This window comes from Streptomyces sp. NPDC034049, assembly GCF_055575575.1.
Genome location: NZ_JBVISJ010000009.1, coordinates 404,542 through 431,196, shown reverse-complemented (window position 1 = coordinate 431,196; position 26,655 = coordinate 404,542). Strand labels below are relative to the sequence as shown.

The 26,655-nt window shown below is 71.5% G+C and carries 24 protein-coding genes; 14 read left to right on the top strand and 10 right to left on the bottom strand.

The genetic code is table 11. The features are described 5' to 3' along the window. Positions 1–92 precede the first annotated feature (92 nt). Both ACZ52C_RS26850 and ACZ52C_RS26845 read right to left on the bottom strand, forming a co-directional pair. Positions 93–1,418 (bottom strand): ABC transporter substrate-binding protein, encoded by a 1,326-nt coding sequence (locus ACZ52C_RS26850; RefSeq protein ID WP_469077158.1) that lies wholly within the window; start codon positions 1,416–1,418, stop codon positions 93–95. Between the two features lie 275 nt (positions 1,419–1,693). Further along, on the bottom strand, positions 1,694–2,815 hold the full coding sequence (locus tag ACZ52C_RS26845) for an ROK family protein (RefSeq protein WP_469077157.1): 1,122 nt from the start codon (positions 2,813–2,815) through the stop codon (positions 1,694–1,696). Positions 2,816–3,059: 244 nt separating this feature from the next. Here ACZ52C_RS26845 and ACZ52C_RS26840 point away from each other — a divergent pair, with 244 nt between their 5' ends. Both ACZ52C_RS26840 and ACZ52C_RS26835 read left to right on the top strand, forming a co-directional pair. After that, complete coding sequence (locus ACZ52C_RS26840; RefSeq protein ID WP_469077156.1) at positions 3,060–3,974, top strand: BadF/BadG/BcrA/BcrD ATPase family protein; 915 nt, start codon at positions 3,060–3,062, stop codon at positions 3,972–3,974. Between the two features lie 94 nt (positions 3,975–4,068). Further along, entirely contained in the window at positions 4,069–5,973 is a 1,905-nt protein-coding gene (locus ACZ52C_RS26835; protein WP_469077155.1) for a phosphatase PAP2 family protein, read from the top strand. A 56-nt stretch (positions 5,974–6,029) separates the two neighbouring features. On the opposite strand, the gene ACZ52C_RS26830 is transcribed toward ACZ52C_RS26835, so the two are convergent. The 3 genes from ACZ52C_RS26830 to ACZ52C_RS26820 all read right to left on the bottom strand — a co-directional run bounded on the left by ACZ52C_RS26830 (position 6,030) and on the right by ACZ52C_RS26820 (position 10,695). After that, positions 6,030–8,420, bottom strand: coding sequence for a SpoIIE family protein phosphatase (locus tag ACZ52C_RS26830; RefSeq protein ID WP_469077154.1), 2,391 nt, complete (start codon positions 8,418–8,420; stop codon positions 6,030–6,032). Between the two features lie 80 nt (positions 8,421–8,500). Continuing rightward, positions 8,501–9,328, bottom strand: a complete 828-nt coding sequence (locus tag ACZ52C_RS26825; protein WP_469077153.1) for a peptidoglycan-binding domain-containing protein — start codon at positions 9,326–9,328, stop codon at positions 8,501–8,503. Positions 9,329–9,399: 71 nt separating this feature from the next. Next, positions 9,400–10,695, bottom strand: coding sequence for a sensor histidine kinase (locus ACZ52C_RS26820; RefSeq protein WP_469077152.1), 1,296 nt, complete (start codon positions 10,693–10,695; stop codon positions 9,400–9,402). Between the two features lie 165 nt (positions 10,696–10,860). Between ACZ52C_RS26820 and ACZ52C_RS26815 the strand changes: the two genes are divergently transcribed. From ACZ52C_RS26815 to ACZ52C_RS26800, 4 genes are all read left to right on the top strand, one after another. Then, positions 10,861–11,253 carry a hypothetical protein gene (locus tag ACZ52C_RS26815; protein ID WP_469077151.1) on the top strand — a complete coding sequence of 131 codons (393 nt, stop codon included), beginning with the start codon at positions 10,861–10,863 and terminating at the stop codon, positions 11,251–11,253. Then, positions 11,250–11,933: an ABC transporter ATP-binding protein gene (locus ACZ52C_RS26810; protein WP_469077150.1), complete on the top strand. Its 684-nt coding sequence runs from the start codon at positions 11,250–11,252 to the stop codon at positions 11,931–11,933. The genes ACZ52C_RS26815 and ACZ52C_RS26810 overlap by 4 nt, the downstream gene beginning before the upstream one ends. Positions 11,934–12,152: 219 nt before the next feature. Then, the gene (locus tag ACZ52C_RS26805) at positions 12,153–14,153 is read left to right on the top strand and encodes an FtsX-like permease family protein (protein WP_469077149.1); all 2,001 of its coding nucleotides are present in this window, start codon (positions 12,153–12,155) and stop codon (positions 14,151–14,153) included. 57 nt (positions 14,154–14,210) lie between these two features. After that, a complete protein-coding gene (locus tag ACZ52C_RS26800) occupies positions 14,211–14,897 on the top strand; it encodes a response regulator (protein ID WP_469077148.1) in 687 nt (228 codons plus the stop codon). Between the two features lies 1 nt (position 14,898). Here ACZ52C_RS26800 and ACZ52C_RS26795 read toward each other — a convergent pair whose 3' ends face one another. Together ACZ52C_RS26795 and ACZ52C_RS26790 are read right to left on the bottom strand one after the other, a co-directional pair. Then, complete coding sequence (locus tag ACZ52C_RS26795) at positions 14,899–15,291, bottom strand: PPOX class F420-dependent oxidoreductase (protein ID WP_469077147.1); 393 nt, start codon at positions 15,289–15,291, stop codon at positions 14,899–14,901. A 77-nt stretch (positions 15,292–15,368) separates the two neighbouring features. Continuing rightward, entirely contained in the window at positions 15,369–16,004 is a 636-nt protein-coding gene (locus ACZ52C_RS26790) for an HAD family acid phosphatase (RefSeq protein WP_469077146.1), read from the bottom strand. A 289-nt stretch (positions 16,005–16,293) separates the two neighbouring features. Here ACZ52C_RS26790 and ACZ52C_RS26785 point away from each other — a divergent pair, with 289 nt between their 5' ends. From ACZ52C_RS26785 to ACZ52C_RS26775, 3 genes are all read left to right on the top strand, one after another. Continuing rightward, on the top strand, positions 16,294–17,127 hold the full coding sequence (locus ACZ52C_RS26785) for an SAM-dependent methyltransferase (protein ID WP_469077145.1): 834 nt from the start codon (positions 16,294–16,296) through the stop codon (positions 17,125–17,127). After that, on the top strand, positions 17,127–17,648 hold the full coding sequence (locus ACZ52C_RS26780) for a GNAT family N-acetyltransferase (protein ID WP_469077144.1): 522 nt from the start codon (positions 17,127–17,129) through the stop codon (positions 17,646–17,648). Before ACZ52C_RS26785 ends, ACZ52C_RS26780 begins: the two co-directional genes overlap by 1 nt. A 98-nt stretch (positions 17,649–17,746) precedes the next feature. After that, positions 17,747–19,123 (top strand): S1 family peptidase, encoded by a 1,377-nt coding sequence (locus ACZ52C_RS26775; RefSeq protein ID WP_469077143.1) that lies wholly within the window; start codon positions 17,747–17,749, stop codon positions 19,121–19,123. A 47-nt stretch (positions 19,124–19,170) separates the two neighbouring features. Here ACZ52C_RS26775 and ACZ52C_RS26770 read toward each other — a convergent pair whose 3' ends face one another. After that, positions 19,171–19,353, bottom strand: coding sequence for a hypothetical protein (locus tag ACZ52C_RS26770; protein ID WP_192360727.1), 183 nt, complete (start codon positions 19,351–19,353; stop codon positions 19,171–19,173). Between the two features lie 78 nt (positions 19,354–19,431). Further along, entirely contained in the window at positions 19,432–20,592 is a 1,161-nt protein-coding gene (locus ACZ52C_RS26765) for an ROK family transcriptional regulator (RefSeq protein ID WP_469077142.1), read from the bottom strand. Positions 20,593–20,762: 170 nt separating this feature from the next. On the opposite strand from ACZ52C_RS26765, the gene ACZ52C_RS26760 reads away from it, so the two are divergent. From ACZ52C_RS26760 to ACZ52C_RS26745, 4 genes are read left to right on the top strand one after another with little or no spacing between them, the layout of a single operon-like run. Then, on the top strand, positions 20,763–21,662 hold the full coding sequence (locus tag ACZ52C_RS26760; RefSeq protein ID WP_469077141.1) for a carbohydrate ABC transporter permease: 900 nt from the start codon (positions 20,763–20,765) through the stop codon (positions 21,660–21,662). Between the two features lie 18 nt (positions 21,663–21,680). Next, positions 21,681–22,628 (top strand): carbohydrate ABC transporter permease, encoded by a 948-nt coding sequence (locus ACZ52C_RS26755; protein ID WP_469077140.1) that lies wholly within the window; start codon positions 21,681–21,683, stop codon positions 22,626–22,628. Positions 22,629–22,638: 10 nt separating this feature from the next. Further along, a complete protein-coding gene (locus tag ACZ52C_RS26750) occupies positions 22,639–23,982 on the top strand; it encodes an ABC transporter substrate-binding protein (protein WP_469077139.1) in 1,344 nt (447 codons plus the stop codon). Positions 23,983–23,996: 14 nt separating this feature from the next. Further along, a complete protein-coding gene (locus tag ACZ52C_RS26745) occupies positions 23,997–25,199 on the top strand; it encodes a Gfo/Idh/MocA family protein (RefSeq protein ID WP_469077138.1) in 1,203 nt (400 codons plus the stop codon). 40 nt (positions 25,200–25,239) lie between these two features. Here the strand turns inward: ACZ52C_RS26745 and ACZ52C_RS26740 are convergent, their stop codons facing one another. After that, complete coding sequence (locus ACZ52C_RS26740; protein WP_045560125.1) at positions 25,240–25,935, bottom strand: L,D-transpeptidase family protein; 696 nt, start codon at positions 25,933–25,935, stop codon at positions 25,240–25,242. Between the two features lie 134 nt (positions 25,936–26,069). Here ACZ52C_RS26740 and ACZ52C_RS26735 point away from each other — a divergent pair, with 134 nt between their 5' ends. Beyond that, on the top strand, positions 26,070–26,555 hold the full coding sequence (locus tag ACZ52C_RS26735) for a carboxymuconolactone decarboxylase family protein (protein ID WP_469077137.1): 486 nt from the start codon (positions 26,070–26,072) through the stop codon (positions 26,553–26,555). The last annotated feature ends 100 nt before the right edge of the window (positions 26,556–26,655 follow it).

The window sequence follows — 26,655 nt, the reverse complement described above, 5'->3', positions numbered from 1 at the left end:
GTCGATTGAGGGACTCGGGCATGAGTTGGGGGGGTTCTGTGTCCTGGGGGGGTGGGTTCGCCCCCCCCCCCCCCGGGACCGCCGGTCCGTGATCAGCCGCCGACCTGCTGGTTGTAGCCGTCGACGATGTTCTGCAGGGCCTTGTCGGACGACTGCTCGCCGTTGATCGCCTTGCCGAGCTCCGCCTTGGTCGGGTCGTCGGCGAGGCTCTTGCCCTTCAGCACCCAGTTCGTCTGCGCGCTGTTGAAGTAGCCGGAGATCGGGTCGTAGAGCGGGATGGACTCGTTGTAGAGCTTGAACGCCGCCTGCGCCGCCTCGGACTTGAAGGGGTACTTCGGGTTCAGACCGCTCTCGACCGGCAGGAAGCCGGACGTCTCGCACAGGGTCTTGTAGTGGTCGGGCTCGTACAGCCAGGACAGGAACTTCTTCGCGGCGGCGGCCGCGTCGGCGTTGTTGTTGAAGCCGACCGTCATGCCACCGCTGTTGACGTCACTGGCCTGCACCGGCTGGGCGGGGGTCGGGACGCTCGCCCACTCGAACTTGGTGATGCTCTCCGAGTAGGCGGCGACCTGCCACACACCGGACCAGTAGGCGACGACGTCACCGCTCTGGAACATGGCCGACGGGTCGGCGCCGCTCGTCCACACCGACTTCGGCATGGTCTTGTCGTCGTTCCATCCGACGAAGGTCTTCACGGCCTTCTTGGTCGCCGCGTCCACCGAGAACTTGCCGGAGTCGTCGGCGTGGACGTACTTGCCGCCCATCTCGTAGACCATGGCGCGCAGCCGGGACGGCGACTGGTCGAAGGTCAGGGAGTACTTGGCCTTGGTCTTCTCCCGGACCTCGTTCGCCGCCTTGATGAACTCGTCCCAGGTCCAGGTCTTGTCGGGCGAGGTCGGGTAGTCGACGCCGGCCTTCTCGAAGAGCGACTTGTTGATGAACATGCCGGACGCGGTGACGTCCGAGGGGATGGACAGCACCTTCCCGGACGAGTCCTTGGCGACGAAGTTGGCGTTGATCTTGTTCGTCTTGTTGTTGGCGATGTCGCTGAGGTCGATCAGCTTGTTCGACCAGATCGGGTCGAGCGCCGGCACGGCCGCCACGTCGGGCAGCGAGTTCGCCTGCGCGGAGTTGCGCAGCTTCGTCGCGTAGCCGTCGTAGGGGATGTTGACGAGCTTGACCTTGACGCCCGTCTCCTTCTCGTACTGCGCCACCATCTTCTTCCAGCCCGCGTCCTGCCCCGGAACCGTGGAGATCCAGAACGTCAGCGACTTGGAGGTACCGCCCGAGTCGGACTCCCCTCCTCCGCAGGCGGAGAGCAGCAGGGCGGCCGCCGAGACACCGGCAGCGAGGGGAACCAGGCGGCGCACACCGCCGCGGCCGAGTCGGCGGGAGCGCCGCACACCCACAGTGGTCATCTTCGATCCCTTTTTTTCGGTAGGGGACGGAGCACGGCGCCGACCGAGGCGGCACGGGTGCATTTTGCAGGAAGGCTGCTTTCCGGGGGGCGCGGCCTCGCCCGGCCGCGTCGTCCACGCGGGGCGGTATCCCCGGCCGTTCTGGCCGTCACCGCACGGGCACGCCCTCGTGCGGTTGCCGTACTTCAGTACAGGCGGGACGCTCACCCCAAGTCGGCGTCCCGGCCGACTTAGAAAGCGCTTGTCCGGACATTGGCAGATGCCGGTGGAGTCCGTCAATGCTTCACCCCCGCGCCTCCGGTCACGGTTTGGATTCCCCGGGCCACGGCCAGCCGACTGGCCCCCACGACGGTGCCGCTGTCGCCGAGCGCGCTGCTCACGACCTCGGTGGGCCAGCTCAGCCGGGCCAGTTCGGCCCGTACGCCGGGCAGCAACCGGGGCTTGGAGCCCACGGCACCGCCCAGCACGATCAGGCCGGGGTCCAGGACGGCGGTGGCCGCGGCGGCGAGTCTGCCCACGTCGGCGGCGTGCCGGCCGACGACGGCGCAGGCCGTGGCGTGCCCCTCCTCGGCCAGCGCGAACAGCCCGTCGACGGTGTCGGGGCAGGGGCCGTCCGCGCCCTGCCAGGCGTCCGCCGCCCGGCGCAGCAGGGAACCCGCTCCTATGTGCGCCTCCAGGCCCTCGTGGCGGGGTTCCCGGTCGGCGTCCCACGGGTAGGGCAGCCGGGCCACCTCACCGGCGGCGCCGTTCGCGCCGCGCAGCACCTGGCCGCCGATGACGACACCGAGACCGATGCCGACGCCGATCCGCAGATAGCCGAAGGTGTCCCGGCCCCGGGCCGCGCCTTCGTGCAGCTCGGCGAGGGCGGCGCAGTTCACGTTGTTCTCGACGTGCACGGGCACGCCGGGCGGGAGGGCCACGGTCAGGGCGTCGAAGATGGGCCCCGCCTTGGCGGTGGCGGGCCGTACGGCCGTGCCCTCCCGGCTCTGGACGGTGACGTCGCCGACGGCGACGACGATGGCCCGCAGCGGCGCCCCGGCCGGCAACCGGGAGAGTGCGTCCGCGACCACGTCGACGGTGTCCGCCCGCAGTCCGGTGCCCTCGGCGAGCAGGGTGCCGTCCAGGGCGCAGACCCGGACCCGGGTGACGCTGGGGCCGAGGTCGACGGCGAGGACCGCGCCGGCGGCGGGACCGAGATCGTATACGGCCGCCGACCTGCCGGTTCCGCCGTTGAGGGTGCCCGAGCGGGCGGCCAGACCGGCCGCCTCCAGCTCGGCCACGGCGGTGGAGACGGTCGGCTTGGAAAGGCGCGCCCCGGTGGCCAGTTGCGGGCGGGTGGCGGTGCTCGACGCGGCCAGTACGGCGAAGACAGCGCGGGCGCTCTCGCTCAGTTGCATGCTCTCCCCAGTCGTACCGCGATCATGCGGGCGCACGGTCGTGCGGTGTCCGGCGTCGTAACCCTTGACGCACTCTTATTCGTTAGTTAATTTCCTAACGAAGTCAAGCGGTACTCGCCTACCGCATCGCCAGAGGCCCGTCCCGGGGCCTCACGAGCACCCCCCGCAGCCCCTGTGTGTCCATGCACGGTTTCGCCCGGCCGTCGCTGCGCCCAACGCAACGCAACGACGAAAGAGGCGTCACGTGCCGGACTCGAGGCCCGTCGCGGTCGGTATCGACGTGGGCGGCACCAAGACCCATCTCCGGGCTGTCACGGGGACGGAGCCGGTGGCCGACCACATCCGCACCAGCCGTGGCTGGCGGCCGCACGACCCGGCCGCCGCGACCGCGTGGCTGGCCACGCTGGTCGAGGAGGTGCTGCCCGCGCACACCCCTGCCTCCGCCGTGGCCGTCGGCGCCCATGCCTGTGAGACGCCCCGGCAGTGCGAGGGGATACGTCTCGCCCTCCAGGAACGGCTTCAGGTGCCGTGCCTGGTGGTGGGCGACGCCGAGCTGCTGGCCCCCGCCGCCGGCTTCGACCGGGGGGTGGGGCTGGTCGCGGGCACCGGTTCGGTGGCCGTCGGCCGGTCCGCCGACGGTACGTCCGTGCAGGTCGGCGGCTGGGGCGCGGTCCTCGGCGACGAGGGCGGCGCCGCCGGTCTGGTCCGGGAGGCGTGCCGCGCCGTCTGGGCCGCGCACGACCGGGGCGAGGCGCCCGACGCGCTCGCCCGCCGGCTCGTCGCCTCCTTCGGGGTGAGCGAGGTGCCGGCTCTCGGCGGGGCGCTGGAGGCCGCCACCTCGATGTCCGCCGACTGGGGCCGGCACGCCCCCGAGGTGTTCGACGCCGCCGAGGAGGGCTCCCTCCTCGCCCGCCGGGTGATCGACGAAGGGGGCCGCGCGCTCGCCTCGCTCGTGGCCCGGCTCGCCGACCGTCAGATCCCCGTCGACGACGTGGTGGTGGCCGGCGGGACGATCGTCTCCCGGCCCGCCCTGTACTCCGCATTCGCCGAAGCGCTCCTCGACGCTGTACCGTCCGCGCGACCGCATGTGCTCCAAGTGCCGCCGGTCGAAGGGGCGTTGGCACTCGCACGTACTCTCCTCCGACCGGTCACCCGCTGATCACCGTCCGGTCGCCGACCGGACAACGACCGGTCATACGTCACCCCCACGCTCAGCCCGCACGATCATCCCACCGCGAAAGGAGCGGCGCTCCATGCCGTCATCTGCCGGGCACCACACGCTCAACCGCCGCGTCTTCCTCAGGAACTCCCTCGGCGTGTCGGCCGGCCTGATCGCCGCTCCGACCCTCGCGAACCTCTGGCAGGCCCCCGAGGCCAAGGCCGCCACCGCGTTCGCCGCGTTCGTCGACGACTACACCACCAACATCACGGCGAACCGGACCCCCGAGACCAACGCCGTGGTCCGGGCGCTCGGCGGCTTCACCGAGATCTGGAAGACCGGCGACGCCTGGAACACCGGCACCCCGCTGCTGCCGGAGATCCTGCGCGCCAACATGCGCTACTGCGCGCGCCTGACGAACCGCCGCACCGAGGCACAGGCCCGCGAGGCCTTCGTCTACGACCGGCAGCACCAGAGCTACGCGATGATCGGCGCGCTCGGCCCGCTGGCGGAGCTGTACCGCTCGGGCGCCAAGGCGGTCACCTCGATCACCGCCGCCCCGGACGGCATACCGGCGACGAAGATCAACGACGCCGTGCCCGCCGACGCGCCCGCCGGCTCCGCGCTGGGCGCCGGCTCGTACGACTCCGACCTCGGCCAGGTGGCCAGGCTCGTCGACACCGTGCGCGGCCCGTTCGCCTCCGGCAACCCCGCCAAGTTCACGTTCCAGTACCCGCGCCCGTGGCGGATGAACGAGGACAGCGAGGTCGTGGACACTGGCGAGAAGGACGAGCTCGGGTTCCCGGTCTACGACTCCGACGTCGTCGTCGTGAAGCAGCTGCTGCGCCAGCGCGGCGAGACCGCGGCCGATGACGGCGGTTTCCCGAGCGGGCACACCAACGCCTTCCACCTGGCGGCGCTGGCGTTCGCGTACGCGGTGCCGGAGCGGTTCCAGGAGATCGTCACCCGCGCCTTCGAGCTGAGCCACACCCGGATCATGTCCGGCATGCACTCCACCGTCGATGTCCTCGGCGGCCGGGTCATGGCCACCGCGCTGGCCGCCGCCGCGCTCGCCGACCCGAAGAACGCGGCGCTCAAGGCCGCCGCGCGCGAGCAGGCCGCCGAGTACTTCCAGGCGAAGACGGGCACGACGGCCGACACGCTGTTCACGTACGCGCACTCCGACGCCGACGACCCGTACGCCGACCGCGCGGCCAACGCGCGGCTGGTCGAGCCGAAGCTGACGTACGTGCTCACCCGGCGCGGAAAGTCCCAGGACCTGACCGTGCCCAAGGGCGCCGAGGTCCTGCTGGAGACGCGGCTGCCGTACCTCGACGCGGCGCAGCGGCGCGAGGTGCTGCGCACGACCGCGCTGCCGTCGGGCTATGTGCTGCTCGACGGCTGGGAGCAGTGGGGCCGGCTGAACCTGTTCGCGGCGGCGGACGGTTACGGCTCCTTCGACGCGGACGTCACCGTCACGCTGGACGCCGCGCTCGGCGGTCTCGCCGCGGCCGACACCTGGCGCAACGACATCGACGGCTGCGGCGGGCTCGTCAAGAAGGGCAGCGGCACGCTCACGCTGGCCGGCGCCAACCGGTACACCGGCGGCACCGTCGTGGAGGCCGGTGTCCTCGCGGCGGGCTCGAAGGAGGCGTTCGGCCGCGGTGACGTCCGGGTGCAGGGCGGCACCCTGGCCACCGGCGACCACAGCGTCCGGGTGCGCGGCGGCTACGCGCAGGCCGGTGTCCTCGACGTCACGCTGGACCGGGGCACCGACGCCGCGCTCGTGGTGGACGGGCGGGCGGTCCTGGAGCGGGGCAGCAAGCTGGTCGTCCGCTTCGACACCGAGCAGGCGCCGCGTTCCGGCAGCACGGTCGCGGTCGTCGCGGCCCGGTCCCTGCAGGGCCGGTTCGCGGAGGTCTCCGTGGCCGTCGAGGGCTGGACGGCGGAGCAGGTCTTCACCGCGCACGGGGTGTCGGTGCGCCTGCGGAAGAAGTAACCACCCCGTTTCGGCAACGGCTGTCGGGGGTGGCGTGCGCCGCCCCCGACAGCCGTTCACAGGACCGGGGGCAGGGCCTGCTCGGCCCAGATGGTCTTGCCCGCGCCGCTCGGCCGGCTGCCCCAGCGGTCGGTGAGCTGGGCGACCAGGAGCAGGCCGCGGCCCCCCTCGTCGAACTGGCGGGCCCGGCGCAGATGGGGTGAGGTGCTGCTGGCGTCGGAGACCTCACAGATGAGGGTGCGGTCACGGATCAGGCGCAGCTGGATGGGGGCGCCGCCGTAGCGGATGGCGTTGGTGACGAGTTCGCTGACCACGAGTTCGGTGACGAAGGCGGCCTCCTCCAGGCCCCAGCGGGCGAGCTGGTCGGTGGCGAGCTTGCGCGCGTTGGCGACCAGCGCCGGATCGTCGGTGAGGTTCCACACGGCGACCTGCTCCGCGTCGAGGGCGCGGGTGCGCGCGAGCAGCAGGGCCACGTCGTCGGCCGGGGTCTCGGGCAGCAGTGCCTTCAGCACGCCGTCGCAGGCGCGCTCCAGACTGTCCACCGGCCCCTCCAGCGCGGCGCACAGGGCGGCCGTGCCGGTGTCGACGTCACGGTCCCGGGCCTCGACCAGGCCGTCGGTGTACAGGGCGAGGACCGAGCCCTCGGGCAGCTCCAGCTCCCTGGCCTCGAACGGCAGGCCCCCGACGCCGAGCATCGGCCCGGCCGCCACCTCGACGACCTGGACGCTGCCGTCGGGCCGCACGACGACGGGCGGCACGTGCCCGGCGGAGGCGATCGTGCAGCTGCGGTCCACCGGGTCGTAGACCGCGTACAGACAGGTGGCGCCGATCTCCCCGTCCCCGGTGCCGTCGCCGGCCGCGAGGTGCTCCACCAGGTCGTCCAGGTGGGTGAGGAGTTCGTCGGGCGGCAGGTCGACGTCGGCGAGCGCCCAGACGGCCGTGCGCAGTCGGCCCATGGTGACGGAGGCGTGGATGCCGTGGCCCACGACGTCGCCGACGACCAGTGCCACCCGGGTCCCGGACAGCGGGATCACGTCGAACCAGTCGCCGCCCACCCCGGCCTGCGACAGCGCCGGCAGATAGCGGGAGGCGAACTCGACGGCCGCCTGTCCGGCGACCGTCTTCGGCAGCAGGCTGCGCTGCAACGCCAGCGCGGTCGTGCGTTCCCTGGTGTAGCGGCGGGCGTTGTCGACGCAGACGGCCGCCCGGCTGGAGAGCTCCTCGGCGAGCGACATGTCGTCCTGGTCGAAGGCGTCGGGATGCTCGGGCGTCAGGATCCGGACGAGGACGGCGACCCCGAGGGTCGTGCCGCGCGCGACCAGCGGTACGGCCATCAGGGAGAGGTCGTGGTCCGCGGCCTCCTGGAGTTTGGCGGAGCGGGCGCCGTGCCGGGCGAACCAGGAGTCGAGGGAGTCGTCGCCGGTGCGGCTGAGCACGGGTTCGCCGGTGAGCAGGGCCCGGGCGGGTGGTGAGGAGGGCGGATAGACGTCGGCGGCGCCCAGGGCGATGGCCGCCTCCGGTACACCGGGCGTACCGGAGTGGTGGGCGGCCCGGTGCAGCCGCACACCGCCGGCCACCGGGCCCATCTCGGGTTCCTCGCCCTGGAGGACGGACTCCAGGAGGTCGACGCTGGCGAAGTCGGCGAGCCGGGGGACGACGAGTTCGGCGAGTTCCCGGGCGGTCTGGACGACGTCGAGCTTGGTGCCGATGGATCCGGCGGCCTCGTTCAGCAGGGCGAGGCGCTGACGCGCCCAGAACTGCTCGCTGCTGTCGAAGCCGGCGAGGGCGGTGCCGATCAGCTCTCCGGAGCGGTCCCGCACCGGCCACATCTCGAAGCTCCAGGCGTGCATGCGCCGGCCGGACGGCGAGCGGGTCCAGCTCTCGTAGTGGACCGGCCGCCCGGTCTCCACGACGATCTCCAGATGGCGCAGGAAGCCCCGGCTGTGCTCAGCGTCCTCCACGGTGTCGGGGAAGTACTGGTGCCGGAACTCCTCCTCGGGCTGCCCCATGACCTGGCACGCCCAGTCGTTCATCCGCAGATAGCGCTGCCCGGTGTCGAAGACCGACATGGACATCGACGCCTGCTTGAAGGCCAGCTCGCCGAGGCCCCGCTCGGTCCGATCGGGTGTCGCCTGGACGACGAACCGCCGCCGCTCGCCGTCCCCGCCCCGTACCGGGCAGATCCGCATCGCGACCTTCTGCCGTCGCCCGTCCCGGTAGCGCAGGTCCACCACCACGTCGCCGTACGTCAGCAGCGTGCGCCAGACCGCCGTCGCGTCCCCTTCGACCAGGTCGGCCGCGGGCCTCCCGGTCACCTCCTCGGCGGTGTACCCGGTGAGGCGCCGGGCGCCCTCGCTCCATCCCGTGACGAGGCCGCGCGCGTCGACCACCGCCATCGCCTCACCGGCCGTGGCAGCCCGCGACGCGCCGGACGCCTTCGTCACCATAGGGCCAGGATGGTCCGTTCAGGGCGGGGCAACAACCCGGCTGATCCCGTGACACACCGGGTCCGTGGCCCGTCGTGCGCCTAGACAGTGGTGCGGGATTCGAGGTCCTTGCGGGTGTCGTCGCCGTAGACGCCCGTCTCGTCGCCCCGGATGCCGTACCAGAGCTGGAAGCGCGCCACCGCTTCCCGTAGGACGAGGTCGTACTCGCCCGAGGTGGAGCCGTTGTCGTACACGTTCGGGATACGGAGCAGGCGTCGCTGGAGTTCGGACACCTCGGGGCCGCGGTCGCCCTCGCGGAGGGTGCCGGGGCCGTCCGGGTCGGCGCCGTCGTCCGGGGCGGGCGCCGAGGACGCGGGGGCTGACGGGGTCGCGGTCGGGGTGACGGTGCGCGCCTCCTTCTCCGCGTCGCCGCCGGGCAGCAGCAGGGCGGCGCCGAAGCCCAGCAGGGCCGCCGCGCCGATGCCGACGATCACGGCGGCGCGCTTGAGGCCGGCTCCGTCGCCGGGGGCCGACCGGCGGCGCTGCCGGCGGCGGTGTCCGGGTTCGTCGCGCGGGACCGTGTCCGAGCCGAAGTCCTCGCCGACCATGACCGGGGGGAGTTCCTCGGTCTCGTACTCCGTCCGGGGCAGGATCCGCTCGGGGGCGGGCCCCGGCTCCGGTGCGGGCGCGGCCGGCGGGGGCGGTGTCGACGGCGGGGGCGGCGGTGTCGGGACCGGTGCCGGGGTGGGGGGTACGGCGACGGTCTCGTACTCGTCCTCGGGGGCGCTCTGCTCCGCACCCGCGCCCTTGTACTGCTCGAACTCACGCAGCAGCTCGGCCAGGGCCTCGGTCCTGCGCCGGCGCATGACGTAGGTCGGCTCGATCGTGGGACGCTTCGCCGTCCGGCCCGGTTCGGGCGGTTTCGACACGCTGTTCTCCTTCCGTGCACGCGGTCTCCCGCCATCCCCGAGAGGAGATACGGGCAGCCGGGCCGGGAGGTTCAGCTCAGGGGGCGGCTCCGGGGGGCGGTCGGGAGCACGGCGCGGACCTCCCAGCCGGGGCCGTCCTCGCGGGGCCGGGCCCGGACACCGCCGCCGAGCGCGGTGACCCGTTCCGTGAGGCCGACCAGCCCGAAGCCGCCACCCCGGGCCGCCTCCGGCAGCCGGGCGCCGCCGCGCCCGTCGTCGCGGACCAGGACCTCCAGTCCTCCGCGCCCGTGGCGGAGGTCGACGGTGACCTCGGTGGCGTCGGCGGCGTGCCGGCGGACGTTCGTCAGGGCCTCCTGCACCACGCGGAAGGCGGCGGCCTGCACCTCGTGCGGCAGGTCGGCGGGGACGGAGGGGTCGTGGCGCAGCACGGCGGAGCGTCCGTCGACCCCGCCGACGCCGTCGAAGCCGCGGACCAGTTCGTCGACACCCGCCAGATCGCCGACCGGCCGCCGGTCGGCGGTCCCGGGCCCCTCCTCGTGGTCGCGCAGCACGCCGACCGTGCGGCGCATCGAGGCCAGCGCCTCGGTCGCGGCGCGCTCGATGCCCGCGAGGACGGGGTCGAGCCTCCCCCGGACTTCGTCCGGGAGGACCCCCGTCCCGCTTCGCTCGGGTTCGGCGCCGGCCATCATCCGGGCGACCTGGGTCTGCACCAGGATCCCGGTGACGTGGTGGGCGACGAAGTCGTGCAGGTCGGCGGCCATCGCGAGGCGTTCGGCCCGGCGGGTCTCGGTGACGATCTGGTTCCGCCTGTTGTCCAGGGTGCGCAGATAGGCGGCGCCGCCGGCCGCGATCCCGCCGAGGAGCATCAGGACCATGACGGCGCCGATGCTGCCGTCGTCGTCCGGCGTGCGGGCGAGGTAGGGCAGCGGAAGCAGGATCAGTGCGAAACCGTCGAGGAGCCCGCAGGCCAGCGCCCAGCCGGGTGGGCAGGCGCGGACCGCGACGACCAGCAGACACAGCAGCACGGCCGCCTGCCCCAGGCCGAAGCCACCCATCTCCCGGGCCAGGACGAGGATCACCACGTTCGCCAGGGCGGCGAGAGCCGGTACACCGGCGCGGACCTGCGGGGTCAGCCGGTCCGGCCGGCGGTGTTCGGGCCACAGGAGGGCCGCGAGGCCGACGGCCAGGGAGAGCAGGTGCAGCCACAGGTAGGTGACGCCGTTCGCTGCCAGGAGGAGGAAGTCGGACGCGCAGGCCAGGCACAGCGCCACGACGCCGCCCACGCGTAGACAGCCGGCTCTGGCGGGCCGCGTCGGCCGGCCGGGGGCGCCGTCCGGGGGTTCCTTGGTGTCGAGCACGAGGTTCACGCGGATCACAGTAGGCAGCGGCGGTGCTCGCCGTATCGGCCGTACGGCCGAGGAGGCGTGTCCGGTGGGAGGGGAAGCCTGGCCGTTCGGCCGAGGCGGGTGCCCCCGTCGCCGGGAGAGGTTGGGGGTCGCCACCTCACCCCTTCTCTCCACCGGGAGCACCTCATGGAACGCAAGCCCCTCCTCGTCGCCGGGGCCGCCGTGGCGGCCGTGGCCGTCGGCGGCGGAGCCCTCACCTACGCGTTCAGCGGTACGGAGTCCACGACGGGCCTCGACAGGTTCAACACCGTGACCGTGGACGGGCAGAAGGCGCTCAGCGGGAACATCGTCGCCGGCCGCACGGAGTCGAAGTACAGCCCGCTGCCCTGGATCAGCGGCGAGATCTCCGGTCTGACGTGCCCGGACCTGAAGGCCGTGGCCGGCGCCGAGGTGACCTGCACGGGGCGGGACGGCGACGGCAAGGACATCTCCGTCCCCGTCACCGTCGTCAAGGCCGACGCGTCCAGCGTCACCTGGAAGTTCGAGCGCGGCCAGGCCGGTCGAAAGGGCCCGTCATGAGCACCGTCCTGGCCGGCAACGGCCTCGTCAAGAAGTACGGCCCCACCACCGCCCTGGCCGGCGTGGACGTGGCGGTCGCCGAGCGGGAGTCCCTCGCCGTCATGGGCCCGTCCGGCTCCGGCAAGTCGACCTTGCTGCACACCCTGGCCGGCATCGTCCGCCCCGACGACGGGCAGGTCCTGCTGCGCGGCGAACGCATCGACCACTGGGGCGAGAACAAGCTGAGCGCGCTGCGCCGCAAGCGGTTCGGTTTCGTCTTCCAGTTCGGCCAGCTGCTGCCCGAGCTGCCGGCCGAGGAGAACGTCGCCCTCCCCCTGATGCTGGAAGGCGTGCCTCGGCGTCAGGCCGTCGAGCGGGCCCGCCGCTGGTTCGCCCCGCTCGGCCTCGCGGGCCTGGAACACCGCCGCCCCGGCCAGCTCTCCGGCGGCCAGGCCCAGCGCGTCGCTATCGCCCGCGCGCTCGCCGTGGAGCCCGACGTCGTCTTCGCCGACGAGCCCACGGGCGCCCTCGACCAGACCACCGGCGAGGAGGTCGTCCGCCTGCTCACCTCGGTCACCCGCGACCAGGGGGCGGCCCTCGTCATGGTCACCCATGACGCCGAGGTGGCCGCCCACTGCGACCGCGTCCTACAGGTGAGGGACGGCCGGATCGCCGGCCACAGCCGGTACACGGCCGCGTAGGCCGCCGCGGGGTGGGCGCGTGAGCGCCCTGGGGGGCGCGGGGAACTGCGCGACGAGCCACGAACAACCCGCACTCGCCCTCGAACCGATCGGACCGAGCCCTCCGGCGAACCGAACCCTCGCCCCGTTTCCTCTGAATCCCCCGTTCCCTCTGAATCCCCCGGCCCCTCGCCCCCCGAAGCGTCGACCCCTCGCACCCCGATTCCCCGGAGACGAAGAATGCGCTCCCCCGTCCTGCCCCTGACCTGGCACCTGGCCCGTTCCTCCGGGAGGCGCGGCCTGCAGAGCCACCTCCTCTCCGTCGCCGCGGCGGCCGCCGGCGCCCTCGTGCTGCTGACCCTCCTCGCCGCCTACCTGGGCTCCGGCGTCCGGGCCGACCGCACGGCCTGGCGTACGCCCGACGCCGTGCCGGCAGGGCGGGCGACCGCCGTGCAGACGCTGGGCACGACGTACGTCGACCACCGGCCGGTCACCGTGGTCTCGCTGGCCCAGCTGCCGAACCGGACCGCGACACCCGCCCCACCCGGCCTGGCCCACTTCCCCGCACCGGGGCGCACGTATCTGTCCCCGGCCCTGGCGGAGCTGATGCGCGAGCTGCCGGCGACGCGGCTCGCCGACCGCTTCCCCACCGGGTCCGGCTACGGCACGATCGGCGACGCCGGCCTCGCCTCCCCCGACGAACTCGTCGCCGTCGTCGGTCGCGCCCCCACCGACCCGGCGATCACCCGCGCCGCCGAGGGCAGGGTCCTGGACCTCCTCACCGCCCGCGCCCGCGTGGACGGCTTCGGCGGTACCAGGCCCAGTCTGTTCACCGCCTTCGACCAGCAGGCCGCGGTGCTCGGAGGCGCCCTCGTCGTCGTCCCCGTGATCGTGCTGGCCTCGGCCGCCGGGCGCCTCGGTGCCGCCCGGCGCGAACAGCGGCTCGCCGCCCTGCGGTTGGCCGGAGCGACGCCCCGGCAGATCCTGACGATGACGGGTGTGGAGTCGGCGGCGGTGGGCCTGGCCGGCGGTTTCCTCGGCGCGATCGGGTACACCCTGCTGGTGCCGGTCCTCGCGCGGGTGCCGTACGGCATCGGGACCTGGTACGCCGGTCAGCTGTGGGTCGGCGTGTCCTGGCTCCTGGCGGTGGTGGCGGTCGTGGCCGTGCTCACCTCGGTCAGCGCGACGACGACGCTGCGCGGGGTGGCGCGTTCCCCGCTGGGCGTGGCCCAGCAGACCGATCCGCGCCGGACGAGGCTGATCCGGCTGGTGCTGTTCGTCGCCGTCGGGCTGTACGTGGTGGGCAGCGCGGACAGCGGGATGAGCACGGGTCAGACGATCGCGCTGATCGTCCTGGTGTACGGGGCGTTCTGGACCCTCGGCCCCTGGGTCGTCGACATGCTGGGCAGGTTGCTGAGCCGCGTCGCACGCGGTCCCGCGACGCTGCTGGCCGCGCGCCGGCTCAGCGACGATCCGCGCGGCGCCTGGCGCACGGTCAGCGGTCTGGTCCTCGCGGGTCTGGTCGCCGGGTTCTTCACCGTCGGGCAGATCGGCCTCGTGGGCTACGACTACCGGGGGCAGGTGGCCGTACGCGCGGAGCACGGGGAGGCGGACCAACTGGCCCTACAAGCAAGGAAGTTGCTCACCGAAGCGGGGGTGAAGGCGCGAGTGGAGACGGTCGGCGCCGACACCTACGACGGGATCCTGGTCGGCGAGGAGGGCGTCGTGGCCCAGGTGCGCGGCGGCCAGGAGGAGTTGGACACCGCGTCGACCGCGCTGTCCTCTCTCGCCCCCGGGAACCTGCCGGTGACCCAGGACCACGTCAACGCCGAGGGCGACTCGACGAGCCGGCTCATCGGCGAGATGGGGCTCGCGGTGCTGGCCCTGGGCTTCCTGGTCGCCGCCGCCTCCGCCGGACTCACCGCGGCGGCCACGGTCCTGGACCGGCGCCGGGTGTACGCGCTGCTGCGGCTGGCCGGTACGCCGCTGAAGGTGCTGGACCGGGCGCGGATCCGGGAGACCGCGCTGCCTCTGGTGGTCCTCGCCGGTGGGACGACGGCGACCGGGATCTACGCCGGGATCAAGGTGAACGAGGCCTTCCATCTGCAGCCGGACGCGTCCGGGGCCGTGCGTCTCGCCCTCTGTGTCGCCCTCGGCACGGCGACCATGTTCGCGGCGCTCGCCGGGAGCCGGCCACTGCTGCGGAAGGTGACGGCGGAGCGGGCCCAGGAAGCCGACTGACGCCCCTTCGGCCGCCTGCCTCCCGCCGCTTCGGTCTCCGTCAGGCATGATGCGCCCATGAACGACCGCAGCCCGATCCGGGTCCTGATCGCCGACGACCAGGACATGGTCCGCACCGGCTTCCGTTTCTTCCTCGACGCGCAACCCGACATCACCGTGGTGGCGGAGGCCTCCGACGGCGAGACGGCCGTGCGGCTGGCCCGTGAGGTGCGGCCCGACGTGTGTCTGCTGGACATCCGGATGCCGAAGCTGGACGGGCTGGAGGCCACCCGGCTGCTGGCGGGTCCGGGTGTGGCCGATCCGCTGCGGGTGGTCGTGGTGACCACGTTCGACCTCGACGAGTACGTCTACGGGGCGTTGCGCGGCGGTGCCTGCGGCTTCCTGCTGAAGGACTCGGGGCCGACCCTGCTGGCCGAGGCCGTACGGGCCGCGGCGGTGGGCGACTCGCTGGTGTCGCCGTCGGTGACGGTCCGGCTCCTCAGGCACGTGACGGCGGAACGGGACGCCCCCGCGCCCGCCCCCGAAGTCCCGCGCCCCCAGGAGGCGTTGACCGACCGGGAGCTCGACGTCGTCCGCCTGGTCGCGCTGGGGCACACCAACGCGGAGATCGCCGCCTCGATGTTCGTGTCCCTCTCCACGGTCAAGACCCATCTCGGCAGCATCCAGCTCAAGCTCGCCGCCCGGAACCGGGTGGAGATCGCGGCGTGGGCGTGGCGTACGGGGCACGCGGGCGACGGGGCGTGAGTCAGCTCTCGGTGAGGGTGATGCGGATGCCGATCGTGCCGTCGGCGCCCCGGCGCAGTCGGCTGCCGACGAGGGTGAGACGGCCGAGGACGCCGTACTTGCGGGCGATGAGCCGACGGTAGGCGGCGGAGCCGGCCGCGTCGAGGATCTCCGCGCGGGCGGGGACGGAGTCGCCGGTGGGGTTGCCGCGCACGTCGCACGGGCCGACGAGGACGTCGGCGCGGTTCCGGATGCGCTTGACCTTCCAGGAGTCGCCGACGGTCCAGATGCCGAGCGCGTCCCCGTCCCGCACCACCCACACCGGGGTCGGCACGGTGGTGCCGTTCTTGCGATAGGTGGTCACCAGCAGGTACTTGCCCGCGCCGAGGGCGTCGAGCGTGGTTTCGTCGGCCATGGCGGGAGTCTAGGGGGCACGGTCGCCGACGGGATCCGCGGGCGGCCGTGTCCTCGGGAACGAGCGGTGGGGCGGCGTCAGTCCAGCAGGCCGTCGTAGTCGGGCAGCTTGTAGGTGCGCTCGGCGTGGCCGCCGACGAGGTCGGTGGTGTTGTTGCCGACGTTGGCGATGATCGTGTAGCCGTCGGACTCGATGTCGGCGCGCGAGGCGGTCTTGTAGGCGGCGACCTCGGCGAACAGGTCGGGCAGGTCGCGCACGTAGAGGCCGTCGACGGGGTAGCCGACGTTCTCCAGGTTCCACTCGGTGAGGGACTCGATGATGCCGGGGCGGGCGGTGACGAAGAAGACGGCGACCCCACGGGACTTGGCGTACTTGGCCAGCGTCAGGGAGGGCTTCAGGGCCGGCGTCGGCAGCTGGTACCAGGGCGTGTAGTGCGTCTCCAGCGTCGTGTTGTCGATGTCGAAGACGACGGCGAGCTTCTGCCCCGAGGAGTTGGCGGTGCGCTGCTGAATGTAGGGCGTGGCCGTGTCGACGACGGCCTTCACGTCCTTCTGCCAGGTCGCGTAGTCCACCTCGGCGGCAGCGGCCGCGGGGGTCGCGGCCGTGCTCGGGGCGGCGGCCGCCGGAACGGCCGCGGTCATCGAAGCTCCCAGACCCAGTACGGCCACCGCGGCGACCGTGGTGACGCGGCGTCCCACACCGCTTGCTGTCATGTTCGTTCCCTTCCCTCGCAGGCCTTCGCCTGTCTTCGCATGTCAAGGCGGCGAGGTCATGGGAACCTCCGCCGCGTTCGTCATGGTCATGTCCATCAGTGGCGGGGAGACTACCGAAGAGTTACTGATTAGTAGAGAGGTCTCGACGAACGTTGTTCGGCGAGGTGCCGCACGGGAGCCCGGCCGCGGGCGCGGTGAAGATCGCAGAACGGTCGGCAAACACCAACCCGCGGGTCTACATTGCCCGTTGCATGCACGCACCTTCACAGTCGATCCAGGAGTTGATGCCGTGACGGACAACCCGGCAGCCTCGGACTTCCCCTCCTCGTCGCTGAACCGTCGCATCGTCACCACGCGGCCGAGCGCGGCACGGATCTGGAACTACTGGCTCGGCGGCAGGGACTACTACGAGGTCGACCGCAGGGCCGGGGACGAGATCCGCCGTCTGCACCCGAGCATCCACGACTACGCCCGCGCGGACCGGTGGTTCCTGCGCCGGGCGGTGCGCCATCTCGCCGCCGAGGTGGGGATCCGCCAGTTCCTGGACATCGGCGCCGGGCTGCCGACGGCGGAGAACACCCACGAGGTGGCCCAGCGCATCCGCCCGGACGCGCGGATCGTCTACGTCGACAACGACCCGCTGGTCCTGGTGCACGCGCGGGCCCTGCTGACGAGCGCGCCCGAGGGCCGTACGGACCATGTCGACGAGGACGTGCGCAACGTCGACTCGATCCTCGAACACGCCGCGCGGACTCTGGACCTGACCCGGCCGGTCGCGCTGATGCTGCTCGACGTGCTGGCCTTCGTACCCGACGACGAGGACCCGCACGGCATCGTGCGCCGTCTGATGGCCGCCCTGCCCGTCGGCAGCCATCTGATGCTGTCGCACACCGTCACCAGCCCGCAGTGGCCCGACGTGGACATCGCGGCGGCCTGGTGGAACGAGCACGGCACCCCGCGCCTGCACCAGCGCACCCCCGAGACGGTGGCCCGCTTCTTCGACGGACTGGACCTCCTCGAACCGGGCGTCGTCTCGTGCACGCGCTGGCGGCCGGACCCCACCGACGACGGCGGCGAGCCGGCGGAAGTGGCCATGTTCTGCGGAGTGGGAGGCAAGCGCTGATGAAGCCCGGCCCGGTCCGGCTCCAACTGGACGTCACCCACTTCGACCTGGCACGTTTCCAGCCGTATGTCGACAAGTGCCGGACCTCCGGCATCCGGCTGACCACGCTCTCCGAACTCGGCGACACCCCGGAGCACCGCCGGGCGTTGTACGACCTCAACAAGGAGTGCTCGGCCGACATCCCCGAGCGCGGCGCCTTCTTCCCGTACGACGAGTACCACCGGCTCCGCTTCGAGGTGCCCTCCTACGATCCGCGCGGTGTCGTGCTGGCTCTGGACGGCGACCGGTGGATCGGTATGGCGGCCACCTCGGACAGGCGTGGGTCCGGGTTCGTGTTCAACGAGATGACCGGGGTGCGGGCCGGCCACCGGGGACGGGGCATCTCGGTGGCCATGAAGACCTTCGGCATCGGGTTCGCCGGGATCTGCGGGGTGAGCCTCGTCCGTACGGTCCACCACCCGGCCAACAGCCGCGCGATCGCCATGAACCGGACGTTGGGATACGTCGACGCGGACGGGTGAACATGTGCCGACCGCCGCGCGTATGAAAGGAGGGCGCTCAAGGACCGGACGCCCTGGCGGTGTTGACACCGTGTCGGACGGGGTTCGGGAGCCAGGCAATGAGGCACGCACGACGACGAGTCGTGAAGCGGGTGGCGCGGCTGACGGCCGCCGGTGGAGTGATCTGCGGGGCCCTGATGGTCACACAGGCGGCGATGGCGACCGAACCCGCCGTCACCCCGCCCGCGACCCCGAGCGCGGTGCTGGCCGCGTCCGGCACCGGAAACGGTCTGCTGACCGAACTCGGCCCGGAGCGGACGGCGGGCACCTGGATCGCCGAGGACGGCAGTCCGGTCGTCGCCGTCACCGACGAGGAGGCCGCCGACGAGGTCGAGCGGGCGGGCGCCCGCCCCAAGATGGTCGAGTACAGCGGCGACGACCTGAAGTCCGCCACGAAGGCGCTGCGTTCGGCCCCCCGGGTGCCGGGCACCTCCTGGGCGATCGACCCCGCCTCCAACGAGGTGGTGGTGCGCGCCGACAGCACGGTCTCCAAGAAGGACTGGGCGGGCCTGACCGACCTCGCCGAGGAGATCGGCGGCTCCGTGCGGATGGAGCGCACCGAGGGCGCGTACACGATGCGGCTCAACGGCGCGCAGCCGATCTTCGGTACCGGCGGGCGCTGCTCGATCGGCTTCAACGTCACCGACGGCGAGAACGACTTCATGCTGACCGCCGGGCACTGCGGGCCCGAGGGTTCCGTGTGGTTCTCGGACGACCAGGGCCGGCAGGAGATCGGCCGGACGACCGAGACCAACTTCCCCGGCGCCGACTACTCGCTCGTCCAGTACCTCCAGGACGCGCCGAGCAACAAGACCAACGTCGTCTCCGTCGGTGACGGCCGCGGGGTGCGCATCACCTCCGTCGGTGACGCGGCGGTCGGCCAGCGGGTCTTCCGCAGCGGCAGCACCAGCGGCTTCCGCAACGGCGAGGTGACCGGCCTCGACGCCACGGTCAACTACCCCGAGGGCACGGTCACCGGTCTCATCGAGACCACGGTCTGCGCCGAGCCGGGCGACAGTGGGGGCCCGCTGTTCTCGGAGGGGGTCGCGCTCGGCGTGACCTCGGGCGGCAACGGCGACTGCCGGGCGGGCGGTACGACGTTCTTCCAGCCGCTGTCCGACGCTCTCGACGACCTCGGCGTCCAGCTGACCGGTCTGCCGCAGTCCGCCGCCCGGCCGACCGCCTCGGCCGACGGCTCCGACGACGACGCCCAGGGTGCCGCCGCCCCGGGCTCCGCCGAGCCGGGTGCCGTGGAGTCCGTCGAGGGCATCGAGGCCGCCTCCGACCTGCTGGACCGCCTCGCCGATCCCCGCAACGTCGGCCCCGGTCTGCTGGTGATCGCCGGCAGCATGGTCGCGCTGGCGGCCACCCGCTTCATCCGCACCGAACAGGACCGCCAGGCGTACCGACGCCAGTACTCACAGAGCTGGAGCTAGAACCCGAGGGGACGGGCGCGCCCTCGGGCGCGCTCGGGGCGCGCCCCTTACGACGCGGCCGCCCACTCCAGGACAAGACGCTCGTACTCGCTCCGCTGCTCCCTGTTCAACGTCCCGCCGCTCCGGAACCAGAGCGCCCGGATCTCCTCGTTGACCTCGGCGGCCGTTCGCGCCGGTCCTTCCGCTCTTTCCAGGACGACATCAGGGGTAGTGGACATGGTGTAAACCATATGTCCTCGAACGTGAAGCCGATGTGAGTAAAGGTCCCACTTCCGACATTACGGACCGTGAAGCTGATCACTCTGCGTTTACGGCTCGATCGTTCCGAGCACGAGGACCTGAATGGCCAGCACGGCCGCCCCGCGCGCCCAGTCATGGAAGTCGGACACCTTCGTCTCCAGCGGCACGGGCCCGGCCAGCGGATGCCGGTGGGCGCGGACCGTCTCGTGCACGGTCTCCCCCGCCACCGCCATCAGCCCGACCCCCTCCCCCGCGAGCAGGATCTTCTGCGGCATCACGAAGTTCGCGATCTGCGCCACCAGGATCCCCAGTGCCCGCCCGGCCTCACCGACGACCCGCGCGCACATCGGCTGCCCCTCGGCCGCGCCGGCCAGGATCTCCTCGTAACTCACCTCACGCCCGGTGGCCGCCCGCACCTGGTACCGGATGCTGGGGATGCTCAGCAGCGAGACGGCGCTGCCGCGCTCCCCGTCGGGGGTGAGCGGCCCGGCGGGGTCGATGATCCAGTGGCGGCCGAACCCCCGGTCCTCCTCCGCGTGGGGCACGCGCCTGCCGCCCAGGACCAGCCCGTAGCCGACGCCCGCGCCGATGGTGAGGACGACGAACCGGTCCAGGCCGCGGCCCGCGCCGAACCAGGTCTCGGCCTCGACGAGCGCGGCGACGTCGTTCTCGACGACCACGGGCAGCCCGGTGCGCTCCTCGACGAGTTCGGCCAGCGGGACGTCGCGCCAGGACAGGAAGGGCGACTCCCCGACCACCGCGCGACGCCGGACGAGTCCGCCGACCCCGATGCCGATACCGGCCAACGAGGGGTGCGTGCGGGCGAGTTCGGCGGTCATCTCGGCGAGCAGGTCGGCGACCCGTTCCGGGTCGTGTGTGGACAGCGGGCGGTCGTGGCGGGTGACGATCTCGCTTCGGAGCGTGGTGACCACGGCGTACACCATGTCGTCGGTGATCTTGAAGCCGACGAAGGTACGGGACTCGGCGACGATGTCCAGCGGCTGCGAGGGGCGCCCCTGCCGGACCTCGGAAAGCGCGGCCCCCTCGGCGGTCTCCACCAGCAGCCCCGACTCGATCAGCGGTTTGGTCAGCCGGGTGAGGCTCCCGGCGGACAGACCGAGGCGCCGGGCGAGCTCCGTGCGCGAGAGCGGGCCGTGCACGAGCACCGCGATCGCCACCGCGCGTTCTCCGGGACTGAGCGGCAGCCAGCTGGCAGCGAGTGCGGTCATGAGGGTCAGACTCCCACACCTCGTTTCTTTCGTCACGGAAACAACAGACCCACTCAATGCCCGCCAACCCTTGCTTCAAAAGATTCCCCCCACCTCTTGACGCGCAAATTCTTCCGCGACGAAAGTAAGTGGCCTGAGTCAGAGGCAACGCCGCCGATGAGGGAGCACCGATGACCATCGCCTCCAGCAGTCCACCGATCCGCAGGCGGGGCGACGGTCTCCTGGCCGCCCTCTTCATCGCCCCGGCGATGCTCGGCTTCCTGGTCTTCCTGCTCTGGCCGACCCTGCGCGGCATCTACCTGAGCTTCACCCGCTTCAACCTGCTCACCCCGGCGGAGTGGGTGGGCCTGGACAACTACGTCCGGATGGTCAACGACCCGATCTTCTGGGACTCGCTGGCCGTCACGGTCGAGTACGTGATCCTCAACATCGGGGTGCAGACGGTCGCCGCCCTCGCCATCGCCGTACTGCTCCAGCGGCTGACCCGGTCGGCGCTGCTGCGGGGCATCGTGCTCACGCCGTATCTGATGTCGAACGTGGTGGCGGGTCTGGTCTGGCTGTGGATCCTCGACACCCAGCTGGGCATCGGCAACGAGATCATCGGCGCGCTCGGCGCGGACCGCGTCCCCTTCCTCGCCGACAAGACCTGGGCGATCCCCACCATCGCCCTGATCAATGTGTGGCGGCACGTCGGCTACACCGCGCTGCTCCTGTTCGCCGGGCTCCAGGCGATCCCGAACGACGTGTACGAGGCGGCCCGGGTGGACGGCGCGAGCGAGTGGCGGATGTTCTGGCGGGTCACCATGCCGCTGCTGCGACCGGTGCTGGCGGTGGTGCTGATCATGACGGTGATCGGCTCGTTCCAGGTGTTCGACACCGTGGCGGTGACCACAGCGGGCGGCCCCGCGAACGCCACGAACGTCCTGCAGTACTACATCTACGGCTCCGCCTTCGGCCGCTTCCAGTTCGGCTACGCCTCGGCGATGTCCGTCGCCCTGCTGGTGGTGCTCAGCGCCATCACCGTCCTGCAGTACCGGCTCACCCGGGCCGGCCAGAGCGACCTCGGCTGACGGAAGGGAGACACCCGCATGGCCACCCTGACCCCACCGGCGACCCCCGCCGCGCCCCCGACGACACGGCCGGCCGTACGTCCGACGAAGCGCCGGCCCTCCGTCGGACGGGCCGCCGCCTGGACCGTGATGGGCCTGATCGTGCTCATCACCCTGCTGCCCTTCTACTGGATCCTGCGCACGGCGCTCTCCACCAACGCCGGGCTGAACGCGGACCCCGCGAACCCGCTGCCCGTCGATCTCACCACCAGCGGCTTCGAGCGGGCCCTCGGCCTGCAGTCCGCCGAGGAGGCGATCGCCCAGGGCGGAGCGGGCGGCGGACTCGACTTCTGGCGGTACCTGCTCAACTCGGTCTTCGTGTCGACGCTGATCACCGGATGCCAGATCCTCTTCTCCGCGATGGCCTCCTACGCCTTCGCACGGCTGCGCTGGCGGGGCCGTGACCAGGTGTTCGGACTGTTCCTGGCCGGGCTGATGGTGCCGACCATCTTCACGCTGCTGCCGAACTTCGTGCTCATCAAGCAGCTGCACCTGGTGGACTCGCTCCTCGGCATCGCGCTGCCCACCCTCTTCATGACCCCGTTCGCGGTCTTCTTCCTGCGGCAGTTCTTCCTCAACATCCCCCACGAGGTCGAGGAGGCGGCGCTGCTGGACGGAGCCGGGAAGGTCAGGATCTTCTTCCGGGTGATCCTGCCGATGGCGTCCACACCGATCCTCACCCTGGCCGTGCTGACGTACATCACCTCCTGGAACGACTACTTCTGGCCGCTGATGGTCAGTTACAGCGACGACTCGCGGGTGCTGACCGTGGCGCTGGCGATCTTCCGGGCGCAGACCCCGGCGACCGGAGTGGACTGGTCGGGGCTCACGGCGGCGACGCTGATCGCCGCACTGCCGATGCTGGTGCTCTTCGCCGCCTCCGCCCGCCGCATCGTCAGCTCCATCGGCTTCACCGGGATCAAGTGAGGGAACGAAGATGCGACTTCGTACGCTGACCGCATGGGCCGGGGCGCTGACGCTGTCCCTGGTGACCGGCTGCGCTCAGGGCGACGGCACCGGGGCGTCCTCGAACACGGTGACGTACTGGCTGTGGGACGCCAACCAGCTGCCCGCCTACCAGGCCTGCGCCGAGGGGTTCGAGAAGGAGAACCCCGGACTGAAGGTGAAGATCAGCCAGTTGGGGTGGAGCGACTACTGGACCAAGCTCACCGCCGGGTTCATCGCGGGCACCCAGCCGGACGTGTTCACCGACCACATCCAGAAGTTCGGCCAGTTCGCCGATCTGGAGGTGCTGGAACCGCTCGACGACCTGGGCATCGAGGACTCCGACTACCAGCCGGGCCTCGCCGCCAACTGGATCGGCCAGGACGGCCACCGCTACGGCGCCCCGAAGGACTGGGACACCGTCGCGCTCTTCTACAACAAGAAGCTGGCGAAGGACGCGGGCCTCACCGCCGACGAGCTGAACGACCTCACCTGGAACCCCGAGGACGGCGGCACCTTCGAGAAGGCCGTCGCCCGCCTCACCGTCGACGGCAAGGGCAGGCGGGGCGACGAGCCGGGCTTCGACAAGAACAACGTCAAGGTCTACGGCCTGGCGAGCAACGGCGGCGGTTACGCCGACGGACAGACCCAGTGGAGCCCCTTCACCGGGTCGGCCGGGTGGAGCTACACGGACAAGGACCGCTGGGGCACGAAGTACCGCTACGACAGCGAGACCTTCCAGTCCGTGATCTCGTGGTACTTCGGCCTGGCGGAAAAGGGCTACATGGTGCCCTTCGCCGACTACAACGTCCAGTCCAACCAGGCCAACACCCAGGTGGCGGCGGGCAAGGCGGCGGCCACCTTCGACGGCGCCTGGATGATCTCCACCTATGCCGGATTCAAGGGCGTGGACATCGGCTCGGCCCTCACCCCGGCCGGCCCCACCGGCAAGCGCGCCACCATGATGAACGGCCTCGCCGACTCCATCACCAAAGCCTCCAGGAACAAGGCGGGGGCCCGGAAGTGGGTGGCCTATCTGGCCTCCGACGCCTGCCAGACCACGGTCGGCCGGTACGGCGTCGTCTTCCCCGCCACCCCGGCCGGCACCGAGGCCGCCGTCGCGGCGTACGAGAAGAAGGGCCTCGACGTCTCGGCGTTCACCGAACCGGTGGCCGACAAGCGGGACTTCCGGACCTTCTCCTACCCGATCACCGACTACGCCGCGGACGTCACCGCGCTCATGCAGCCCGCGATGGAGGACATCTACGGCAACGGGGCGCCGGTGAGCGGCCTCGACGAGACCAACGACCAGATCAATCTGATTCTCGACCAGTGAAGGACACTCCGCACATGACGTTCTCCCTCGGCATCGTGGGCGCCGGCCAGTTCTCCGGCCAGTTCGCCACGCTGTTCCAGGCGCACCCCGGCGTCGGCGACGTCTACGTCACCGATCTGCTGCCCGAGCGAGCAGAAGCCCTCGTGTCCGCCCAGCGACTGGCCGGTACCTTCCCGTCGTACGAGGCGATGCTGGAGTCGAAGGCGGTCGACGCCGTCGCGATCTTCACCCAGCGCTGGACGCACGGGCCGCTGGTCCTCCAGGGCCTGAACGCCGGCAAGCACGTCTACTCCGCGGTTCCCATGGCGATCACCGCCGACGAGATCGCGGCGATCATCGAGGCGGTCCGGGCGACCGGACTGACGTACATGATGGGTGAGACGAGCCAGTACAACCCGGCGACCGTGCACGCCCGCAACCGGATCGCGGAGGGCGCCTTCGGGCGGCTCTTCTACGCCGAGGGCGACTACGTCCACGACATGGATCTGGGGTTCTACGAGGCCTACCAGTACAGCGGCGGCGAGGACTGGAAGCGCACCGCCAGCTATCCGCCGCTGCTGTATCCGACGCACTCGGTGGGCGGGGTGCTGGGCGCCTGGCAGACGCACGCGGTCAGCGTCTCCGCGATCGGCGTCGTCGACGGGCGCGGTGACGGCGTGTTCGACAAGGAGGTCAGCCAGTTCGGCAACGACTTCTCCAACGCGACCGCGCTGTTCGAGGTGGCGGGCGGGGGTTCGTTCCGTACGAACGAGTTCCGGCGGGTCGGCTACCCCTCGCAGATACGGGAGTCGCGCTTCCGGTTCTTCGGCACCGACGCCAGCATGGAGCAGCTCGCGACAGTGGCGTTCTGGCAGGACAAGAAGGGCGTCGAGGACATCAGCGAACTCCTGGAGCCCAAGCCCACCCTGTCCCCGGACGATCCCTCGCTCCAGCACATCGCGCCGGATCTGCGGGCCGCCTTCACCTCGGGGTCGGCGCCGGTGCACGACCGGTCGCGGCTGCCGCGGGAGTTCGACCATCTGCACAACGGGCACGAGGGCAGCCACCACTTCCTGGTGGACGACTTCGTGACCGCCGTCAACACCCGGACGCTGCCGTCGGTGAACGCCTGGGTGGCGGCCCGCTACACCCTGCCGGGGATCGTCGCGCACGAGTCCGCGCGGCAGGGTGGGGTACGGCTGGAGATCCCGGACTTCGGGGACGCCCCCGAGGCGTGACGTTCCGCCTCCGTCACCCGGCCGGGCTCCTGACTGTCCGTCAGGTGCCCGGCTTGCGGCCGTACACGAAGACGTCGTCGCCCTTCTTCAACAGCGACCAGTACTTCTTGGCGTCGGTCTTGGTCATGTTGGTGCAGCCGTGGGAGCCCGGCGGGTTCCACATGCTGACGCCGACCGAGTGGAAGGCCTGGCCGCCGTCGAAGAACTGGGCGTAGGGCATGGGCACGTGGTAGATCGACGACACATGGTCGATGTTGCGCCAGTAGATCTTCTTCAGGCCGGTGCGGGTCTCGTAGCCGTCGCGGCCGGTGCGGACCGGGACGGGGCCGTAGACGAGCTTCGCGCCGTCCTGGATCCAGCTGAGCTGGAGCGTGAGGTTCACACAGGCGATGCGGCCCTTGTTCGTCGGGCACTTGCCGGCCTTGTTGGGGTTCTTGCCCACGGCCTTCTGCTTGTTCATGAGGTCCATCACGCCCCAGGTGACGGAACCCGCGTAGCCGGCGTTCGGGGTGATGCCGTGCTTGGTCTGGAAGGCCTTGATCGCCTTGCAGTCGCCGGCGGACTGCTTGCCGTCGACCGTCCGGCCGAGGAACTTCTCGACCTGCTTCTGGTACGGGCCCGTCGACGTCGTGCAACTCGCCGCCTGCGCGGGCCCGGTGCCGAGCGCGAGCGTGAGCGGTGTCAGCAGTGCGGTGATCGTGAGCGCGACGGCGCCTCTTCTGCCTATGTCCCCCATGACGGGCCTTTCCCTTTCGAGTGTTTTGTAGGTCCTGCCTGCCTAGACAGGCGACCGGCGGCGACGGTTGTGGGAGAGCCCACGTCGAGACGAAACGGTTACACAGCCGGGAATTCGCAGATACAGTTACCCCCATGAGCAACAGCGAATCCACAACTCGCGTGGCGTTGAAGAAAATTACCCCCGAGGTCTCCGGGGCGATGGGCTCCCTGCACGGCGCCGCCGTTACCGCGGCCCGGGACGCAAAGGTCGAGCCCGAAATCCTCGAACTGATCAGAATTCGCGCCTCGCAGATCAACGGATGCGCCTTCTGCCTGGACATGCACACCAAGGACGCCCGCGCGCAGGGCGAGACCGAGCAGCGGATCTACGCGCTCAGCGCCTGGCGCGAGACCCCGTTCTTCACCGACCGCGAGCGCGCCGCCCTGGCGTTGACCGAGGCCGTGACGCTGGTCCACGACGGCCAGGTGCCGGACGACGTGTACGCCGAGGCGGCCGAGGTGTTCGACGAGCAGCAGGTCGCGGCACTGATCTGGGCGGCGACCGTGATCAACGCGTACAACCGGATCGCCATCGCCACGCGGATGGTGCCGGGGGCGTACCAGCCCGCCCCGAAGTAACCGCACAATCCCCGGGAAATGATTCCCGGGGATTCTTCGCGACAATTCAGCGAACGACTTCGAGCGCCGGGCCGAATTCCCTTCGGCCCGGCGCTGCTCC

What these genes read in the sequence shown, in the direction of transcription:
- ACZ52C_RS26790 (WP_469077146.1), bottom strand. Translation starts at nt 16,004, where the DNA reads ATGACAGCAAGCGGTGTGGGACGCCGCGTCACCACGGTCGCCGCGGTG.
- ACZ52C_RS26755 (WP_469077140.1), top strand. Translation starts at nt 21,681, where the DNA reads ATGGCCACCCTGACCCCACCGGCGACCCCCGCCGCGCCCCCGACGACA.
- ACZ52C_RS26780 (WP_469077144.1), top strand. Translation starts at nt 17,127, where the DNA reads ATGAAGCCCGGCCCGGTCCGGCTCCAACTGGACGTCACCCACTTCGAC.
- ACZ52C_RS26805 (WP_469077149.1), top strand. Translation starts at nt 12,153, where the DNA reads ATGCGCTCCCCCGTCCTGCCCCTGACCTGGCACCTGGCCCGTTCCTCC.
- ACZ52C_RS26815 (WP_469077151.1), top strand. Translation starts at nt 10,861, where the DNA reads ATGGAACGCAAGCCCCTCCTCGTCGCCGGGGCCGCCGTGGCGGCCGTG.
- ACZ52C_RS26740 (WP_045560125.1), bottom strand. Translation starts at nt 25,935, where the DNA reads ATGGGGGACATAGGCAGAAGAGGCGCCGTCGCGCTCACGATCACCGCA.
- ACZ52C_RS26830 (WP_469077154.1), bottom strand. Translation starts at nt 8,420, where the DNA reads ATGGTGACGAAGGCGTCCGGCGCGTCGCGGGCTGCCACGGCCGGTGAG.
- ACZ52C_RS26800 (WP_469077148.1), top strand. Translation starts at nt 14,211, where the DNA reads ATGAACGACCGCAGCCCGATCCGGGTCCTGATCGCCGACGACCAGGAC.
- ACZ52C_RS26775 (WP_469077143.1), top strand. Translation starts at nt 17,747, where the DNA reads ATGAGGCACGCACGACGACGAGTCGTGAAGCGGGTGGCGCGGCTGACG.
- ACZ52C_RS26750 (WP_469077139.1), top strand. Translation starts at nt 22,639, where the DNA reads ATGCGACTTCGTACGCTGACCGCATGGGCCGGGGCGCTGACGCTGTCC.
- ACZ52C_RS26735 (WP_469077137.1), top strand. Translation starts at nt 26,070, where the DNA reads ATGAGCAACAGCGAATCCACAACTCGCGTGGCGTTGAAGAAAATTACC.
- ACZ52C_RS26845 (WP_469077157.1), bottom strand. Translation starts at nt 2,815, where the DNA reads ATGCAACTGAGCGAGAGCGCCCGCGCTGTCTTCGCCGTACTGGCCGCG.
- ACZ52C_RS26760 (WP_469077141.1), top strand. Translation starts at nt 20,763, where the DNA reads ATGACCATCGCCTCCAGCAGTCCACCGATCCGCAGGCGGGGCGACGGT.
- ACZ52C_RS26765 (WP_469077142.1), bottom strand. Translation starts at nt 20,592, where the DNA reads ATGACCGCACTCGCTGCCAGCTGGCTGCCGCTCAGTCCCGGAGAACGC.
- ACZ52C_RS26835 (WP_469077155.1), top strand. Translation starts at nt 4,069, where the DNA reads ATGCCGTCATCTGCCGGGCACCACACGCTCAACCGCCGCGTCTTCCTC.
- ACZ52C_RS26850 (WP_469077158.1), bottom strand. Translation starts at nt 1,418, where the DNA reads ATGACCACTGTGGGTGTGCGGCGCTCCCGCCGACTCGGCCGCGGCGGT.
- ACZ52C_RS26770 (WP_192360727.1), bottom strand. Translation starts at nt 19,353, where the DNA reads ATGGTTTACACCATGTCCACTACCCCTGATGTCGTCCTGGAAAGAGCG.
- ACZ52C_RS26810 (WP_469077150.1), top strand. Translation starts at nt 11,250, where the DNA reads ATGAGCACCGTCCTGGCCGGCAACGGCCTCGTCAAGAAGTACGGCCCC.
- ACZ52C_RS26795 (WP_469077147.1), bottom strand. Translation starts at nt 15,291, where the DNA reads ATGGCCGACGAAACCACGCTCGACGCCCTCGGCGCGGGCAAGTACCTG.
- ACZ52C_RS26745 (WP_469077138.1), top strand. Translation starts at nt 23,997, where the DNA reads ATGACGTTCTCCCTCGGCATCGTGGGCGCCGGCCAGTTCTCCGGCCAG.